15 protein-coding genes are annotated in these 16,659 nt (G+C 60.2%); 10 read left to right on the forward strand and 5 right to left on the reverse strand.

The window, feature by feature from the left end; all coding sequences use genetic code 11:
• Positions 1-3: 3 nt before the first annotated feature.
• Genes AD669_RS22770 through AD669_RS22780 form a run of 3 tightly spaced genes read right to left on the reverse strand, consistent with a single transcriptional unit; the run spans position 4 to position 2,677 of the window.
• On the reverse strand, positions 4-771 hold the full coding sequence (locus AD669_RS22770) for a heme ABC transporter ATP-binding protein (protein ID WP_053123876.1): 768 nt from the start codon (positions 769-771) through the stop codon (positions 4-6).
• On the reverse strand, positions 771-1,754 hold the full coding sequence (locus tag AD669_RS22775) for an iron ABC transporter permease (RefSeq protein ID WP_172680161.1): 984 nt from the start codon (positions 1,752-1,754) through the stop codon (positions 771-773). Before AD669_RS22775 ends, AD669_RS22770 begins: the two co-directional genes overlap by 1 nt.
• 50 nt (positions 1,755-1,804) lie before the next feature.
• A complete protein-coding gene (locus AD669_RS22780) occupies positions 1,805-2,677 on the reverse strand; it encodes a hemin ABC transporter substrate-binding protein (protein ID WP_053123879.1) in 873 nt (290 codons plus the stop codon).
• A 165-nt stretch (positions 2,678-2,842) separates the two neighbouring features.
• Here AD669_RS22780 and AD669_RS22785 point away from each other — a divergent pair, with 165 nt between their 5' ends.
• Complete coding sequence (locus AD669_RS22785) at positions 2,843-3,160, forward strand: Rieske (2Fe-2S) protein (protein WP_053123881.1); 318 nt, start codon at positions 2,843-2,845, stop codon at positions 3,158-3,160.
• Here the strand turns inward: AD669_RS22785 and sfsA are convergent.
• The gene (gene sfsA, locus AD669_RS22790; RefSeq protein ID WP_053123883.1) at positions 3,157-3,870 is read right to left on the reverse strand and encodes a DNA/RNA nuclease SfsA; all 714 of its coding nucleotides are present in this window, start codon (positions 3,868-3,870) and stop codon (positions 3,157-3,159) included. The two genes, AD669_RS22785 and sfsA, sit on opposite strands and share 4 nt — an antisense overlap.
• Complete coding sequence (locus AD669_RS22795; protein WP_053123886.1) at positions 3,870-5,042, reverse strand: pyridoxal phosphate-dependent aminotransferase; 1,173 nt, start codon at positions 5,040-5,042, stop codon at positions 3,870-3,872. Before AD669_RS22795 ends, sfsA begins: the two co-directional genes overlap by 1 nt.
• Positions 5,043-5,377: 335 nt before the next feature.
• Between AD669_RS22795 and dksA the strand changes: the two genes are divergently transcribed.
• From dksA to panC, 9 genes are all read left to right on the forward strand, one after another.
• Positions 5,378-5,821, forward strand: coding sequence for an RNA polymerase-binding protein DksA (gene dksA, locus AD669_RS22800; RefSeq protein ID WP_053123888.1), 444 nt, complete (start codon positions 5,378-5,380; stop codon positions 5,819-5,821).
• A 213-nt stretch (positions 5,822-6,034) separates the two neighbouring features.
• A complete protein-coding gene (gene gluQRS / locus AD669_RS22805; protein WP_053123890.1) occupies positions 6,035-6,931 on the forward strand; it encodes a tRNA glutamyl-Q(34) synthetase GluQRS in 897 nt (298 codons plus the stop codon).
• A 77-nt stretch (positions 6,932-7,008) separates the two neighbouring features.
• Positions 7,009-7,185, forward strand: a complete 177-nt coding sequence (locus AD669_RS28500; RefSeq protein ID WP_003176118.1) for a hypothetical protein — start codon at positions 7,009-7,011, stop codon at positions 7,183-7,185.
• Positions 7,169-10,123 (forward strand): sensor histidine kinase, encoded by a 2,955-nt coding sequence (locus AD669_RS22815; protein WP_172680160.1) that lies wholly within the window; start codon positions 7,169-7,171, stop codon positions 10,121-10,123. Before AD669_RS28500 ends, AD669_RS22815 begins: the two co-directional genes overlap by 17 nt.
• 22 nt (positions 10,124-10,145) lie before the next feature.
• Entirely contained in the window at positions 10,146-11,582 is a 1,437-nt protein-coding gene (locus AD669_RS22820; RefSeq protein ID WP_053123894.1) for a sigma-54 dependent transcriptional regulator, read from the forward strand.
• Between the two features lie 735 nt (positions 11,583-12,317).
• Complete coding sequence (locus tag AD669_RS22825; RefSeq protein ID WP_053123896.1) at positions 12,318-13,721, forward strand: polynucleotide adenylyltransferase PcnB; 1,404 nt, start codon at positions 12,318-12,320, stop codon at positions 13,719-13,721.
• A 4-nt stretch (positions 13,722-13,725) separates the two neighbouring features.
• Complete coding sequence (gene folK / locus AD669_RS22830) at positions 13,726-14,211, forward strand: 2-amino-4-hydroxy-6-hydroxymethyldihydropteridine diphosphokinase (RefSeq protein WP_053123898.1); 486 nt, start codon at positions 13,726-13,728, stop codon at positions 14,209-14,211.
• 445 nt (positions 14,212-14,656) lie between these two features.
• Positions 14,657-15,457 (forward strand): 3-methyl-2-oxobutanoate hydroxymethyltransferase, encoded by an 801-nt coding sequence (panB, locus tag AD669_RS22835; RefSeq protein ID WP_053123900.1) that lies wholly within the window; start codon positions 14,657-14,659, stop codon positions 15,455-15,457.
• Positions 15,454-16,314 carry a pantoate--beta-alanine ligase gene (gene panC, locus AD669_RS22840; protein WP_053123902.1) on the forward strand — a complete coding sequence of 287 codons (861 nt, stop codon included), beginning with the start codon at positions 15,454-15,456 and terminating at the stop codon, positions 16,312-16,314. Before panB ends, panC begins: the two co-directional genes overlap by 4 nt.
• The last annotated feature ends 345 nt before the right edge of the window (positions 16,315-16,659 follow it).

Here is a 16,659-nt window from a genome sequence, read left to right on the forward strand (position 1 = left end):
AACTCAGCGGGCGATGATCAGCGGATGCCCACGCTCCGGGTGCGGTTGCACCAATACTTCCAGACCGAACACCGCTTTAAGCGAGTCCGGTCGCAGCACTTGCTCCGGCGTATCCAGCGCGACCGGGCGCCCGCCTTCGAGCAGCAACACCCGATCACAATAGCGCGCCGCCAGATTCAGATCATGCAGGATGACCAACACCGCAGCGCCGCGATCAGCGAACTCGCGCACGGCCTGCAACGTGGTGTGTTGATGCAGCGGATCGAGCATCGACGTCGGCTCGTCCAGCAACAACGTTTGTCCGGCCTGCCCCGGCCACAGTTGCGCCAACACCCGCGCCAGATGCACCCGCTGACGTTCGCCGCCGGACAACGCCAGATAACTGCGACCGCTCAAATGCCCGGCATCGGCGGCTGCCAGCGCGGCAGCGATAATTTCCTCATCGCGCACCCGACCGCTTTGATAAGGCAAGCGGCCCATGCCGACCACTTCTTCAACGCGAAACGCAAAATCCAGCGTCGACACTTGCGGCAGTACGGCCAGACGTTGCGCCCGTTGCGTGCCCGTCCAGTGCGTCAGCGCCTGGCCGTCGAGCGACACTTCGCCTTCGCTTGGTTTCAATTCACCGCACAAGGCGCCGAGCAACGTACTTTTACCGGCACCATTGGGCCCGAGCACACCAAGCACTTCACCCGGTTCGAGTTGCAGCGAAACTTCGCTGAGCACCGTTTTGCGGCCGCGATGGATGTGCAGATTGTGCGCACTCAGCATCAGGCACGTCCTCTCAGCAGCAGGTAAAGAAAGAACGGCGCACCGATAAACGCGGTGACGATACCGATCGGCAATTCCGCCGGCGCCAGCGCCAGCCGCGCCACCAGATCGGCGAGCAACAACAGGCTCGCCCCCGCCAGCACCGACGCCGGCAACAACACCCGATGATCCGGCCCCGCCAGCAAGCGCAACAGATGCGGCACCACCAGTCCGACAAAACCGATCATCCCGGCCGCCGCCACCGCCGCGCCAACACCCAGCGCCGTGCAGAACACCAACTCACGCTTGAGCTTCTCGACATCGATACCCAAATGCCCGGCTTCCGATTCGCCGAGCAATAACGCATTCAACGCCCGCGCTCGACGCGGCAGCCACAAGGCGACAGCGGCGCTGATGATCAGCAACGGCCACAACCGCGCGTAACTCGCACCATTGAGGCTGCCCAGATTCCAGAACGTCAGCGTGCGCAGAGTCGCGTCGTCCGCCAGATAAGTGAACAGTCCCACCGCCGAACTGGCCAGTGCGGTCAGGGCAATACCCGCCAGCAGCATGGTGGCGACATTGGTCTGGCCGTTACGCCGACCGAGTCGGTACACCAGCGCCGTCACACCGAGGCCGCCGAGAAACGCGCACACCGACAACAGGTAAGGCCCGAACCACTCAGGCATGCCGCCAAAAAACGAGCCGCCGACAATCGCAATCGCCGCGCCCAACGCCGCGCCACTGGAAACACCGACCAGCCCCGGATCCGCCAGCGGATTGCGAAACAAACCCTGCATCGCCACACCGGACAACGCCAACACACCGCCGACCGCCAGACCAAGCAAGGTTCGCGGCAGACGAATCTGCCCGAGAATCAGCTCAGCCTGTTCCAGCCCGTCCGGCGCCAGCGGCACACCGATCAGGCGCAACGCCGCCCGCAGCGTGTCGAACAGCGGCAGGCTGACCGGCCCCAATGCCAACGATAGCCAGATCGCCAGCAAACACAGGAGGGTCAGGCCGATAAATAAGCCACGGGGTTTGACCAGTGTGGTCATTGGCCGCTCTTGGCCGGGTAGAAACCGTCAGACAGGGTTTTCAACGCCGCCGGCAAACGTGGGCCGAGGCCGCCGACCAACAACGTCGGATCCAGCTCCAGCACCCGCCCGGTTTTCGCCGCGCGGCTTGAATTGAGAATCGGGTTTTCCTTGAACAGCGCCGCTTTCGCCGCGTCACCGGTCAACGCACGGTCGGCGAATACCAGGACTTCCGGATCAAGACTGGCAAGGGATTCCACCGAGAACGGTTTGTAACCGGTGTGCGTCGCGAGGTTATGCCCACCCGCCTGTTGCAGCAGCCAGTCGGCGGCGGTGTCCTTGCCGGCGATCAACGGTTTGCCACCGGCATGGCCGAGCAACAGCAGCACACCCGGGGCTTTCTGTTTCGACTGTGCGTCGGCAACCCGCACTTTTTGTGCGTCGAGTTGCTGTTGATAACTTGCCAGCAGTTGTTTCGCCTCAGCTTCAGCGCCGAGTAATTGACCGAGACGGGTCACGTTTTTCTCAACCGTCGGCAGATCCGGCTGCGCCGAGAACAATTCCACCTGCACCTTGGCCGCTTTGACTTGCGACAGTACCGGCGGCGGGCCCATTTCTTCGGTGCCGATCAGAATGTCCGGGCGCAAACTGAGAATGCCCTCGGCGGAAAGGCTGCGCTGATAGCCGATGCTCGGCAGCGCTTTCAAAGATTCCGGATGCTGACTGGTGGTGTCGACGCCGACCAGTTTCGACTCGCCGCCCAAGGCCGAAACCCACTCCGACAGCGCGCCGCCAGCACTCACCCAACGTTGCGGCAACTCAGCCGCTGCAGCCTGGTGGCTGACGAAAAGTCCGACACACAGCACAGCAACGCGGGTACTCAGGCGCATACACAGCTTCCTTGAACGTGGTTTTCCCGGGCATCGGGACGACAGGCCAAGTATCCTCGGCATCTGCCAGCCGCCCTGCGGACGAAGGCCGTCATTTGATAATTGTTTGCATTTAAACGTCAAGCTCGGACATATCCGGACACGAGCGGACACTAGAGGATAGTCATGAAGTTTCTCTGCGCAGGCGCCGAGCTGGCCGAAGCGAAAAGCCGTGGTTTCGAGATCGACGGCAACAAGCTGTTCGCCGTGCGCCGCAGCGGCCAGGCCTACGTCTACCTGAATCGCTGCCCACACCGGGGCGTGGGGCTGGAATGGCAACCCGACCAGTTTCTCGACCCGAGCAACAGCCTGATTCAGTGCGCCACCCACGGCGCACTGTTTCTGATCGAGGACGGTGAATGCGTGGCCGGGCCTTGCGCCGGGCAATCACTCACCGCCATCCCTTGCCGCGAAGACGCGCAAGGCCTGTGGATCGATGTTTAGCCGTTGAGCAGCACATCGAGGCGCCGATCGATGACCATCTCTTCATGGCTCAAGCGCACACCGTACGCCAGCACCTCGACGCCACACGCGACCGCTTCATGCAGCGCGTCGGCATACGCTGAATCAATTTCCCTGGCCGGGCGCACCGCCTCTATCCCGCTGAGATTGACGCAATACAACTGCACCGCGCGAATTCCGTCCCGCGCCAGATGCGCCAGCTCCCGCAGATGCTTGGCGCCGCGCTGGGTCACCGCATCCGGAAACGCTGCCACCGGCGTACCGTCGAAACCCAGCGTGACACTTTTCACTTCCACATAAGCCGGGCCGCTCGGGTATTCGAGGCGAAAATCGATGCGACTTTTTTCCTGACCATAAGCGACTTCACGCTTCAACGCGGTAAAGCCGTTTAGCTCGGTGATCACCCCAGCCTGCAAGGCTTCCTCGACCAGGCCGTTGGCCCGCGCGGTGTTCACGCAAAACAGGCGGCCTTGCGGGGTTTCGCCGATTTCCCAGGTACCGGGCAACTTGCGCTTGGGGTCATTGGAGCGGCTGAACCAGACCTGCCCGCCCTCGACCTGACAATTGAGCATCGAACCGGTGTTCGGGCAGTGAATGGTCAGTAACTCACCGTTAACCGTTTCGATATCGGCGAGGAAACGTTTGTAACGACGGATCAGTCGCGCTTCTTCAAGCTCTGGATAAAAGCGCATCAGCCTTGCCAACTCTTCAAGCCACGCGCGATGCGTTCCACCGCTTCTTGTAGGCGAGGGAGGTTTTGCGTGTAGGCAAAACGCACATGATGACTGGCCTGATAGCGACCGAAATCCAGCCCTGGCGTAAAAGCGACGTGCTCGGTTTCGAGGAAATGTCGACAGAACGCGAAGGCATCACCGCCGAACTGGCTGATATCGGCATACAAGTAGAACGCGCCTTCAGGCTCCACGGCGATGTTGAAACCCAACTCGCGCAAGGCCGGCAACAGGAAGTCGCGACGACGGCCAAACTCGGCGCGACGTTCTTCGAGAATGGCGATGGTGTCCGGTTCGAAACAGGCCAGCGCGGCGTACTGGGCCATGCTCGGGGCGCTGATGTAGAGGTTCTGCGCGAGTTTTTCCAACTCGCTGACCGCTGCGTCCGGTGCCACCAGCCAGCCGAGTCGCCAGCCGGTCATGCCGAAATATTTCGAGAAACTATTCAGCACGAAAGCGCTGTCATCGACCTCAAGAACGCTGGCCGCATCGGTGCCGTAGGTCAGGCCGTGGTAGATCTCGTCCACCACCAGATGCCCGTGTCTGGCCTTGATGGCTGTGGATAACCCAGCCAGCTCATCGCGGGTCAGGATGGTGCCAGTCGGGTTGGCCGGTGAGGCGACCAGTGCGCCAACGCTGTCGTGATCCCAATGACGCTCGACCAGATCCGGGGTCAGTTGATAACGCACGTCAGGCCCGACCGGCACCAACTGCGCCGCGCCCTCGACCAGACGCAGAAAGTGGCGGTTGCACGGGTAACCCGGATCCGCCAACAGCCAGTGTTTCCCGGGATCGACCAGCAACGCACTGGCGAGCAGTAACGCCCCGGAACCGCCCGGCGTGATCAGAATCCGCCGTGGATCGATGTTCAAGCCATAACGCGATTGATAGAACCCGGCGATCGCCTCGCGCAGCTCAGGAATGCCGCGCGCGGCGGTGTAACGGGTTTTCCCCGCGGTCAGCGCTGCCTGCCCTGCGCGAATGATCGGTTCAGCGGTGGTGAAGTCCGGCTCGCCGATCTCCAGATGAATCACGTCGTGGCCTTCCGCCTGCAGTTCATTGGCCCGCGCCAGCAACGCCATGACATGAAACGGTTCGATCGCACGACTGCGCGCACTGTAGGGCTGAGCCATTGGGCCTTTCCTTCAACGGAAAAAAGAGACGATTCTACCCATCTGCCGGAACGAGCGAGAACCCGCAGCGGTCACAGCCTCAAGAACGCTGGACTGTAACGATACGAGCGTACGCTCCAGGATTGACTAAAATCAGTGATTGAACAGGTCTCCACCACCGCCAGACACAGCTTGCCTGACTTTTACAAGCGCCACCCGCCGGGGCCTCGACATCCGGGAGTAGCGCGGGCCGAATTGATCTGGTAAGTTCGCCCGCTTGCAGCCGCAGGGCCGGCAGGTGTCGGTGATGGAGCAATCCTGCGCAATGGATTACAAGAGTAGAGGCGGTCCATTTCATGCCCACCCAAGCAAAGCAACAGCAGCAAACCACGATCAGCGGTTTCGAACCTTACGTTCCGGCGAAAGGTGAAGAGTACATGGGCGCCCCGATGCGCGCGCACTTCACCAAGGTTCTGAACAAGTGGAAACAGGAGTTGATGCAGGAAGTCGACCGCACTGTTGATCACATGAAAGACGAAGCTGCGAATTTCCCGGATCCGGCCGACCGTGCCAGCCAGGAAGAAGAGTTCGCTCTTGAGCTGCGCGCCCGCGACCGCGAGCGCAAGTTGATCAAGAAGATCGACAAGACGCTGCAACTGATCGAAGACGAAGAGTACGGCTGGTGTGATTCGTGCGGCGTCGAGATTGGTGTGAAGCGCCTCGAAGCACGCCCTACAGCCGACATGTGTGTCGACTGCAAGACCCTGGCGGAAATCAAGGAAAAGCAGGTCGGCAAGTAATCTCGACCTGAACGAAGAACGGAGCGTGCGAACGCTCCGTTTTTGTTTCTGTCTTTTGTCTTTTGCCTTTTTGCTTTTTTGCCTTTGTGGGAGCGAGCTTGCTCGCGAAGGCGCCGGATCAGACACCTTAATGCTGAATGACACACCGCTTTCGCGAGCAAGCTCGCTCCCACAGTTGTTGTGCGCACGCTCTGAAAAAGTACTATCGCCCCCATGACTGCCAAAAAATCCCCCGCCTACATCGGCCGCTTCGCCCCGACCCCCAGTGGCCATCTGCACTTCGGCTCGCTGGTCGCCGCCCTCGCCTCTTACCTCGATGCCCGTTCAGTCGGCGGTCGCTGGCTGGTGCGCATGGAAGATCTCGATCCGCCGCGTGAAGAACCCGGCGCGCAGACTGCGATTCTCAAGGCGCTGGAAAGCTACGGGTTCGAGTGGGACGGCGACATGGTGCGCCAGAGTGATCGGCATGACGCCTACGCCGATGTGCTCAACAGCCTGTTCAATCACGGTCTGGCCTACGCCTGTACCTGCTCGCGCAAACAGCTCGAAGCGTACAACGGCATTTATCCGGGCCTGTGCCGCAACGCCGGCCATGATCAACAAGACGCAGCGATCCGCCTGCGCGTGCCGGAGCTGGAATACCACTTCATCGACCGTGTGCAGGGCGAGTACCGCCAGCACCTAGGCCGCGACGTCGGCGATTTTGTCATCCGCCGTCGCGACGGGCTCTACGCCTATCAACTGGCCGTGGTGCTCGATGATGCGTGGCAAGGCATCACCGACATCGTCCGTGGTGCCGACCTGCTCGACTCGACGCCACGTCAGTTATATCTGCAAGAACTGCTCGGCCTGCGCCAACCGCGCTACCTGCACCTGCCGCTGATTACCCAACCGGACGGCAACAAGCTCGGCAAGTCCTACCGTTCGCCGCCGCTTGAAGCAGATCAGGCCACGCCATTGCTGCTGCGGGCCCTGCGTGCTTTGGGGCAAAATCCCGGCGCCGAACTGGCCCACGCCTCGCCGCAAGAATTGCTCAGTTGGGGCAGCAAGCATTGGGATGCGACGAAGATCCCGCGCACACTGACCCTGCCCGAAGCGCAACTGCTATGACGACACTTGCAGTCGCGCGCCCATCCGTTACCATCGCCGCACGTTTTCGGGCACGCGCATAAAAAAGAGAGGCCGGGATGTACATCTATCGCTTGGTCCTGCTTTTAGTCGTGGGGATCTACCTGTTTTCCCCCGCCATCATGGATTGGTGGATCGACGCTACGGGCGCCTGGTATCGCCCCTATCTGCTTTGGCTGATCCTGATTGTTGTGACCTTCATCCTGCAGAGCCAAAAAGATGCCGATGAGCTTTAGCCTGACCCAGATGATCCTGATCAGCGCCGCGTACCTGGCGGTGCTGTTCGGCGTTGCCTGGGTCAGCGAACGGGGCATGATCCCGCGCGCGATCATTCGTCACCCGCTGACGTACACCTTGTCGCTGGGGGTTTACGCCAGTGCGTGGGCGTTCTACGGCACGGTCGGCCTCGCGTATCAGTACGGCTACGGTTTTCTGTCGAGTTACCTCGGCGTGTCCGGCGCGTTTCTGCTGGCGCCGGTGCTGCTCTATCCGATCCTGAAAATCACCCGCACCTATCAACTGTCGTCGCTGGCGGATCTGTTTGCCTTTCGCTTTCGCAGCACCTGGGCCGGTGCGCTGACCACGATCTTCATGCTGATTGGCGTGTTGCCGTTGCTGGCGTTGCAGATTCAAGCGGTCGCCGATTCCATTGGCATCCTCACTGGCGAGCCGGTGCAGAGCCGCGTAGCGCTGGCGTTTTGTGCGCTGATCATCCTGTTCACGATTTTCTTCGGCTCCCGCCACATCGCCACCCGCGAGAAACACGAAGGGCTGGTGTTCGCGATTGCCTTTGAATCGGTGATCAAACTGGTTGCCCTCGGCGGCGTCGGTTTGTATGCGCTGTACGGCGTGTTCGACGGCCCGCAACAACTTGAGGTGTGGCTGCTGCAAAACCAGACCGCCCTCGCCGCGCTGCACACGCCATTGCAGGAAGGCCCGTGGCGCACGCTGTTGCTGGTGTTCTTCGCTTCGGCGATCGTGATGCCGCACATGTATCACATGACGTTTACCGAAAACCTCAATCCACGCTCATTGGTCAGTGCGAGCTGGGGTTTGCCGCTGTTCCTGCTGTTGATGAGCCTGGCGGTACCGCTGATTTTGTGGGCCGGTCTGAAACTGGGCGCGACGACCAATCCGGAATATTTCACCCTCGGCATCGGCATCGCCGCCAACAGCAAGCCGCTGGCGTTGCTCGCTTACGTCGGTGGTTTATCAGCGGCCAGCGGCCTGATCATCGTCACCACGCTCGCGCTGTCGGGCATGGCGCTGAACCACCTGGTGCTGCCGCTTTATCAGCCGCCGGCCGAAGGCAATATCTACCGTTGGTTGAAATGGACGCGCCGCGCGCTGATCGTCGCGATCATCATGGCCGGTTTCGGCTTCTACCTGATGCTCGGCGCCGAGCAGGATCTGGCCAATCTTGGCATTGTTGCCTTCGTGGCGACCCTGCAATTCCTCCCGGGCGTGCTGTCTGTGCTGTATTGGCCGACCGCTAACCACCGGGGTTTTATCGCCGGTCTGCTGGCGGGGATTCTGGTCTGGGTGGTGACCATGCTGTTGCCGCTGGTCGGCAATCTGCAGGGTTTCTACATCCCGCTGCTGAACATGATTTACGTGCTCGACGACACCAGTTGGCACATGGCCGCGATTGCCTCGCTGGCGGCCAACGTGTTGATGTTCACGCTGATCTCGCTGTTCACTAACGCCAGCCCCGAAGAAGCCAGCGCCGCCGAAGCCTGCGCTGTGGATAACGTGCGTCGCCCGCAACGCCGCGAACTGCACGCTGCCTCACCGCAAGAATTTGCCACGCAACTGGCGAAACCGCTGGGCGCCAAGGCTGCGCAGAAAGAAGTCGAACAAGCGCTGCGTGACCTTTATCTGCCCTTCGACGAACGCCGCCCATACGCCTTGCGCCGTTTGCGCGACCGCATCGAGGCCAACCTTTCCGGCCTGATGGGCCCGAGCGTGGCGCAGGACATGGTCGAAACCTTCCTGCCTTATAAGGCGGGCGGCGAAAACTATGTCACCGAAGACATTCACTTCATCGAAAGCCGCCTCGAGGATTACCACTCGCGCCTCACAGGTTTAGCCGCCGAACTCGATGCCTTGCGCCGTTACCACCGCCAGACCCTGCAGGAATTGCCGATGGGCGTCTGCTCGCTGGCCAAGGATCAAGAGATCCTGATGTGGAACAAAGCCATGGAAGAACTCACCGGGATCGCCGCGCAACGTGTGGTCGGTTCGCGCCTGAGCACCATCGGCGAGCCGTGGAAAGAATTGCTCCAGGGCTTCATCAATCTGCCCGACGAGCATTTGCACAAACAGCATCTGGCCCTCGACGGCCAGACCCGCTGGCTGAACCTGCACAAAGCAGCCATCGATGAGCCGCTCGCACCGGGTAACAGTGGTCTGGTGTTACTGGTTGAAGACTTGACCGAAACGCAGATGCTCGAAGACAAACTGGTGCACTCCGAACGGCTGGCGAGCATCGGTCGTCTCGCAGCAGGTGTGGCCCACGAAATCGGCAACCCGGTCACCGGCATCGCCTGTCTCGCGCAAAACCTGCGCGAAGAGCGCGAAGAAGACGACGAACTGACGGAAATCAGCGGGCAGATTCTCGAACAGACCAAACGCATATCGCGCATCGTCCAGTCGCTGATGAGTTTCGCCCACGCCGGCAGCCATCAGCACAGCGACGAGCCGGTTTGTCTGGCGGAAGTGGCGCAGGACGCGATTGGCCTGCTGGCGCTGAACCGACGCAATTTCGAAGTGCAGTTCTACAACCTGTGCGATCCCGATCACTGGGTCGAAGGCGATCCGCAGCGGCTCGCGCAGGTGTTGATCAATCTGCTTTCAAACGCCCGCGACGCCTCGCCGCCGCACAGTGCGGTACGGGTGAAAAGCGAAGCCGGCGAACACACGGTCGATCTGATCGTCGAAGACGAAGGCAGCGGTATTCCGAAGAACATCATGGACAGATTGTTCGAACCCTTCTTCACCACCAAGGATCCTGGCGAAGGCACCGGTCTGGGCCTTGCACTGGTCTATTCCATCGTTGAAGAGCATTATGGACAAATCACCATCGACAGCCCGGCTGATGTACAAAGCCAACGCGGCACCCGTATTCGGGTGACATTGCCGCGTCATGTCGAAGCGACGTCCGCTGTGAACTGAGACCGTCGAGAGTATCGAATCAATGCCGCACATTTTGATCGTCGAAGACGAAACAATTATCCGCTCCGCCTTGCGCCGCCTGCTGGAACGTAACCAGTACCAGGTCAGCGAAGCCGGTTCAGTGCAGGAAGCACAAGAACGCTTCACCATTCCTACGTTCGACCTGATCGTCAGCGATCTGCGTTTGCCGGGCGCGCCGGGCACCGAGCTGATCAAGCTCGGCCAGGGCACGCCGGTGCTGATCATGACCAGTTACGCCAGCCTGCGCTCGGCGGTCGACTCGATGAAGATGGGCGCGGTGGATTACATCGCCAAGCCTTTCGACCACGATGAAATGCTCCAGGCCGTCGCGCGGATTCTGCGTGATCGCCAATCGGCCCCGGCTGCCGGCGAAGCGCTTGCCAGCAAACCGGCCAATGGCAGCGGCAAAACCGCCACTGACAACAGCAACGGCGAAATCGGCATCATCGGCTCGTGCCCGCCGATGCAGGATCTGTACAGCAAGATCCGCAAAGTCGCGCCGACCGATTCCAATGTGTTGATTCAGGGCGAGTCCGGCACCGGTAAAGAACTGGTGGCCCGTGCGCTGCACAACCTGTCGAAACGCGCCAAGGCACCGATGATCTCGGTGAACTGCGCCGCCATTCCGGAAAGCCTGATCGAGTCCGAACTGTTCGGCCACGAAAAAGGCGCGTTTACCGGCGCCAGCGCCGGGCGTGCTGGTCTGGTCGAAGCGGCGGACGGCGGCACGTTGTTCCTCGACGAGATCGGTGAGCTGCCGCTGGAAGCTCAGGCCCGCCTGTTGCGCGTGTTGCAGGAAGGCGAAATTCGCCGCGTTGGTTCGGTGCAGTCGCAGAAGGTCGATGTACGCCTGATCGCAGCAACGCACCGGGATCTGAAGAGCCTGGCGAAAATCGGCCAGTTCCGTGAAGACCTTTATTACCGTCTGCACGTGATTGCCCTGAAATTGCCAGCGCTGCGCGAACGCGGTGCCGACGTCAACGAAATCGCCACAGCCTTCCTCGCTCGCCAGAGCGCGCGCATCAACCGTACCGACCTGAAATTTGCTGCCGATGCCGAACAGGCCATTCGTCACTATTCCTGGCCGGGTAACGTGCGCGAGCTGGAAAACGCAGTCGAGCGCGCGGTGATTCTCAGCGAAAGTCCGGAAATCTCTGCGGAACTGCTGGGCATCGACATTGAACTGAGCGATCTGGACGATGACGAGTTCATCGGCCTGCCACCGCAAACCGGTGGTAACGCCAGCAACAGCAGCCATGAGCCGACCGAAGACCTGTCGCTGGAGGATTACTTCCAGCACTTCGTCCTTGAGCATCAGGATCACATGACCGAGACCGAACTGGCGCGCAAACTGGGCGTCAGCCGTAAATGTCTGTGGGAACGCCGTCAGCGTCTGGGCATTCCACGGCGCAAGACCGGGGTCGCCAGCGAGAGCTGAACGTTACCTGTCGAGTGTGCGGGTAACGCTTGAAGATGTGAAAAAACTGTTACCTCAGTCTTTTCACGTAACAGAAGCCGGGGTTATCGGTAACGAAACCCCGGCTTTTTTTCGCCCCGAGAAAACGGTTATATCGACCTAACCCTTTGTTTTACGGGGTTTCGCAAAAGTTGGCACGACCCCTGCTATATGTTTGGTACAAGAACAATAACAAGCAATGCACAAGACAATAAAAATAAGACGAATCGACTCACGCACAATAAAAACAAGACGGCGAGAGGCGCAGCTAACTGATTCTTTTGGAGAGGCGTTGTATTTGGGGCTTGCCCCACGACCAGGCCGAGAACAACAAAAACTGTCCTAAGACAGAGCCTGTACTGGTTGGATCGTAAGATCACTGCAATTCAGCGACCAAAGCAATCCGTTTGCTCTTGGCTCCCGATTGGGAGGGTCACGAAGGAAAAGCTTCGTGGCGAGGGCACTCAACAAAAACAAGAAGCCCGAATCAATAATAAAAAGAGCACGCAACTACTTCTTGGGGAGCTTCGGCTCCCCTTGTAGTTTCTCCCTTCTGTAAAAAACTCCCTGTTTTACCCCCGTTTCACCCTTGTAGCTTGCGGCTTTCAGCTCGAAGCTGCTGTCTCCTACACCATCCCCCGACTAAATGCTAGAATCTGCGCCCATCATGCGGTCATTCTTTGGTATGGCCGAACATTCCTTCAAACAGTGCATCCCATGCTGAAGAAGTTGTTCCAGTCATTCCGAACTCCCGTGCGTCGTACGCAACACATCCGTAGCACCCCTGAAGTGCTCAACAGCGGTCAACACTCGCTGCAGAAAACGCAGTTCAGCCGCTATGCGGTGAATATTGTCGAACGCCTGCAAGGTGCCGGTTACCAGGCTTATCTGGTCGGTGGTTGCGTGCGTGACATGCTGCTGGGCATCACGCCCAAGGATTTCGACGTCGCCACCAGCGCCACGCCTGAGCAAGTCCGTGCCGAATTCCGCAACGCGCGGATCATTGGCCGTCGCTTCAAACTGGTGCATATCCATTTCGGTCGCGAAATCATCGAAGTCGCGACCTTCCGCGCCAATCACCCGGTCAACGAAGACGACGAGGACAGCAATCAGTCTTCGCGTAACGAAAGCGGGCGGATTCTGCGCGACAACGTTTACGGCACGCTGGAAGAAGACGCGCAACGCCGCGACTTCACCATCAACGCCCTGTATTACGATCCGGTCAGCGAGCGCATTCTCGACTACGCCAACGGCGTACACGACATCCGCAATCACCTGATCCGTCTGATCGGCGATCCGAAGCAGCGCTACCAGGAAGACCCGGTGCGCATGCTGCGGGCCGTGCGTTTCGCCGCCAAGCTCAACTTCGGCATCGAGAAGCACACTGTGCAGCCGATCCGCGAGCTGGCGCCGATGCTGCGCGAGATCCCGTCGGCGCGTCTGTTCGAAGAAGTGCTCAAGCTGTTCCTCTCGGGACACGGCGCAATTACCTTCGAAATGCTGGTCGATCTGCAACTGTTCGCCCCGCTGTTCCCGGCCAGTGCCGATGCACTGGAACACAACCCGGAATACACCCACACGCTGATCAGCGAAGCGCTGACCAACACCGACCTGCGCATCAAGCAGAACAAACCGGTGACCCCGGCGTTCCTGTTTGCCGCGCTGCTGTGGCCAGCCCTGCCGGCCCGCGTGTTGCGCTTGCAAGAACGTGGCATGCCGCCAATCCCTGCGATGCAGGAAGGCGCCCACGAGCTGATCGCCGAACAGTGCCAGCGCATCGCGATTCCAAAGCGTTTCACCATGCCGATCCGCGAGATCTGGGACATGCAGGAACGCTTGCCACGCCGCAGCGGCAAACGCGCCGACCTGTTGCTGGACAATCCGCGTTTCCGCGCCGGTTACGACTTCCTGCTGTTGCGTGAAAGCGCCGGCGAAGAGACTGACGGCCTCGGCGAATGGTGGACGGATTATCAGGACGCCAACGAAAGCGAGCGTCGCGACATGATTCGCGACCTCAGCGGCAAAGGTGACGACGCCAGCGGCGCACCACGCAAACGTCGCCGCAGCGGCGGTTCCAAGCGCAAACGCGCCGGCGCCCCGAGCGCTTCGACCGGCGAGTAAAAGCATGGAACGCATCTACATCGGCATGGGCAGCAACCTCGCTGACCCCGCCGAACAATTGCGCAGCGCCGTCGAGGCGCTGGGGCAATTGCCGCAAACCCTGGTCGCTGGCGTTTCTGCCTTTTATCAAAGCGATTCATTGCTGCCGGGCCAACCGCGATATACCAACGCGGTTGCAGCGCTCGACAGCTCGCTCTCCCCGATTCAGTTGCTCGATGCCTTGCAAGCGATTGAGAATGATCAGGGCCGCGAACGTCTGGAACGCTGGGGCCCGCGTACGCTGGATCTGGATATTCTGCTGTTCGGTGATCGCTTGATCGACGAACCACGCCTGAAAGTCCCGCATTACCAGATTCAGGAACGCGCGTTCGTGCTGTATCCGCTCGCCGAACTGGCGCCGGCGGATCTCCATCTGCCCGATGGCCGCACCTTGGCCGACCTGCTCGCCGCCTGCCCGTTCATCGGCCTCGAACGCCTACCCCACCCCTGACACTCAATAGCCTTTTGTGGCGAGGGGATTTATCCCCGATCGGCTGCGCAGCAGTCGTAAAACCGGCAAATGCGCTGTGTCAGAATTGTCGCGGTCTTCGGTTTTGGGGCCGCTTCGCAGCCCATCGGGGATAAATCCCCTCGCCACAAAAAACGGATTTCCCACATCGTTTTTGTCGGACAAAAACTTCTCGAATCAGGCCCGCCGCGCCGCTGAATCGCATCAGTAACGCCGGTAACACTCGCCTCGTAACAATGCGGTAACACACGCAATTGACTTCCTCGGTTCTCCTCACGACTATAGGCGTCCCGCTGCCGCCAACCCGGCACATACGGGCGCAATCCAGGCCTTATAAGCACGACAAAAGAGCGTGCGCCTGAGTAAATGAAGAATCACGCGCGTTACTCGCAGTAGTTTCCAGAGCGCCTGAACGAGGATTTTTTACATGCCAGCCATCACCCTGACCACGCTCCAGAGCCTCAAGCAGAAAGGTGAAAAGATCACCATGCTGACCTGCTATGACGCGACCTTCGCCCACGCCTGCAACGAGGCCGGTGTCGAAGTGCTGCTGGTGGGCGACTCCCTCGGCATGGTGCTGCAAGGTCACGACAGCACCTTGCCGGTGACCACTGCAGAAATGGCCTACCACACCGCGTGCGTCAAACGCGGTAACACCGACGCCCTGATCCTGGCTGACTTGCCGTTCATGGCCAACGCCACCCTCGAACAAACCATGATGAACAGCGCCATGCTGATGCAGGCCGGTGCGCACATGGTCAAGGTCGAAGGTCAGCTGTGGCTGGCGGAGTCGATCCGTCTGCTCGCCGAACGCGGTGTGCCGGTGTGCGCGCACATGGGCCTGACCCCGCAAGCGGTGAACATCCTTGGTGGCTATAAAGTGCAGGGCCGCAACGAAAACCAGGCGCGGCAGATGCGTGCCGATGCGATCTCGCTGGAGCAGGCTGGCGCGTCCATGCTGCTGCTCGAATGCGTGCCAAGCGAACTGGCTGCGGAAATCACTCAGGCGGTGAAGATTCCGGTTATCGGCATCGGCGCCGGTTCGGATACCGACGGTCAGGTGCTGGTGCTGCACGACATGCTCGGTCTGTCGATCACCGGCCGCGTACCGAAATTCGTCAAAAACTTCATGCACGACCAGGACAACATCCAGTCCGCATTGAAGGCTTACGTCAGTGAAGTCAAAGCCGCCACGTTCCCTGGCATCGAACACGGATTCTCTGCATGAACACCGTAAAAACCGTACGCGAACTGCGCGCCGCCGTCGCCCGCGCGCGCAGTGAAGGCAAGCGCATCGGCTTCGTGCCGACCATGGGCAACCTGCACAGCGGCCACGTCGCCCTGGTGACCAAAGCCACGCAACGCGTGGACTTCGTGGTCGCGAGCATCTTCGTCAACCCGCTGCAATTCGGCGCCGGCGAAGACCTCGACAAGTACCCGCGCACCCTCGCGGCGGATCAGGAAAAACTGCTTGAAGCCGGTTGCTCCCTGCTGTTCGCGCCGACCGTCGAAGAGATGTACCCCGACGGCATGGCCGGACAGACCCGGGTCAGCGTGCCGCAACTGTCCGAAGGCCTGTGCGGCGCCAGCCGTCCGGGACACTTTGAAGGTGTGGCGACTGTGGTAAGCAAGCTGTTCAACATGGTGCAGCCGGATCTGGCGATTTTCGGTCAGAAGGACTTCCAGCAACTGGCGGTGATTCGCGCGCTGGTGCATGACCTGAACATGCCGATCCAGATCATCGGCGAACCGACCGTACGCGCTGCGGACGGTCTGGCGCTGTCGTCGCGCAACGGCTTCCTTAATGAAGAACAACGCGCGGTAGCCCCTGTGGTGTATCGCACGCTGAGCACTATTGCCGAGTCGATCAAACAAGGCGAGCGTGATTTCCCGGCGCTGATCAGTGCGCAGCTGCAACAGCTGGAAGCGGCGGGCCTGCGTCCGGATTACCTGGAAATCCGCCATGCGCTGACGTTGCGTCCGGCGACGGCTGAAGACCGTGATCTGGTGATTCTGCTGGCCGCTTTCCTCGGTACTACGCGATTGATCGACAACCTGCACCTGAATCTCGACACCCCCTCTTAAAAACACCGCAGTCCCCCCTGTGGGAGCGGGCTTGCTCGCGAATGCAATCTATCAGTTGACCAACATGTCGACTGATACGACGCCTTCGCGAGCAAGCCCGCTCCCACAGTGGTTTTCGGCGCATGAACGATTGCATATCAGCTGTATTGCCGCCCCCAGAGCCTTCGGGCACACTGCCCGCCGTTCGATTCCAACCCGGGAGGTTCAGCTTGCCCGACCTCGCCCTCCCCCTCCGTTTGTCGGCCACTCCCTGTATTAAATGTTAAAAAAGTACAGGGATCAGGTCAGAAGAAGTCAAGACAGATCGCAGCGCGAGGTTTACTGTATTCGCCCTGCGTCGATAAA

Source organism: Pseudomonas sp. P1.31, assembly GCF_001269815.1.
GTDB lineage: Bacteria > Pseudomonadota > Gammaproteobacteria > Pseudomonadales > Pseudomonadaceae > Aquipseudomonas > Aquipseudomonas rustica.